Consider the following 1,576-nt stretch of genomic DNA (forward strand, 5'->3'; position numbering starts at 1 on the left):
CCCACCGATCTCGCTGCCGCCCACGCCATGATCCTGGCCGAGCGGGCGGCGCGGCTCGTGTCCGAGATCGCGGTCGAACGGCTGAAGCTGGAGGTTGCCCGGCTGCGACGGGAGCGCTTCGGGGCCTCCTCGGAACGCAGCGCCCGGATCGACCAGCTCGAACTCGTCCTGGAGGATCTGGAGGAGACGCTGGCCGAGACGGACGCGCAGGCGGTTGTCGAGCCCGATGCGCTCCCCGGTGTAGCTTCCTCGCGGCGCAAGCCCGCTCGTCGACCTCTCCCCGAGCACCTGCCGCGCGAGCGCATCCTCCATCCCGGCCCGACGACCTGCGCCTGTTGCGGCGGGGCACGCCTACGCCACCTCGGCGAGGACGTCACCGAGACCCTGGAGCGGATCCCGGCGCGCTGGGTGGTGATCCAGCACGTGCGCGAGCGCTTCTCCTGCCGCGACTGCGAGACCATCGCGCAGACCCCGGCTCCGTTCCATCCGATCTCGCGGGGCCGGGCCGGGCCGAACCTCCTGGCCGAGGTGATGATGGCCAAGTTCGGCCTGCACCTGCCGCTGCATCGCCAGAGCCAGCGCTTCGCCCATGAGGGCGTGCCGATCGACGTCTCGACCCTGGCTGGCTGGGTCGGGGCCGTCACCACCGCCCTGTCGCCTTTGGTCTCTCGGATCGAGGCCCATGTTCGGGAAGCCGACCGCCTCCATCTCGACGACACGCCGGTGCCGGTTCTGGCCAAGGGCAAGACCCGCACGGGCCGGCTCTGGACGGTGGTGCGCGACGACCGCCCCTTCGGTGGACCCGAGCCGCCGGCGGCGGCCTACTTCTACTCTCCCGACCGCTCCGGCGCGCATGCCGAGACCTGGCTCGGCGACTTCCACGGCATCGTACAGGCGGACGCCTTCTCCGGGTTCGTCCGCCTGTACGACCCCGGCCGCAAGCCGGGTCCGATCCACGAGGCGGCCTGCTGGGCCCATGCCCGACGCAAGTTCTTCGAGCTGGCCGATCTGAAGAAGGCTCCGATCGCCATCGAGGCGGTGACGCGGATCGATGCGATCTTCGCCATCGAGCGCGCCACCAACGGTCTTGCCCCCGATGAACGCTGCGCGCACCGCCGCGCCCGCTCGGCTGCTCTCGTCACCGACCTGGAGACGTGGCTGCGGGAGAACCGCGCTAGACTCTCGGCCAAAGCGCCCACGGCAGTAGCGATCGATTACCTGCTCAAGCGCTGGATCGCCTTCACCCGGTTCCTCGACGACGGGCGCATCTGCCTCTCGAACAACGCCGCAGAACGCTCAATCCGTCCCATCGCGGTGGGCCGCCGCAACTGGACCTTCGCCGGCTCGGATGCGGGCGGGCATCGCACGGCTGCCCTCTACACGCTGATCGAGACCGCCAAGCTCAATCACATCGATCCCCAGGCCTGGCTCGCCGATGTGCTCAGGCGTCTGCCCGACCATCCGGCCCGGCGTATCGACGACCTTCTGCCCTGGAACTGGACCCAGCCTCAGCCCCGGCAGATCGCAGCCTGATGCCCCGTCGGAAGCACAACTGCGGCCTTCACCGTAGGCGTAC

General features: G+C 70.0%; 1 protein-coding gene. It reads left to right on the forward strand.

Going from position 1 to position 1,576, the window contains the following annotated elements; genetic code table 11:
- Positions 1-1,533, forward strand: a 1,533-nt coding sequence (gene tnpC / locus MFF13_RS23460; protein WP_373322600.1) for an IS66 family transposase, incomplete at its 5' end; no start/stop codon positions are given.
- Positions 1,534-1,576: the final 43 nt, after the last annotated feature.

This window comes from Methylobacterium cerastii (assembly GCF_022179125.1).
In the GTDB taxonomy this organism is placed as follows: Bacteria; Pseudomonadota; Alphaproteobacteria; order Rhizobiales; family Beijerinckiaceae; genus Methylobacterium; species Methylobacterium cerastii.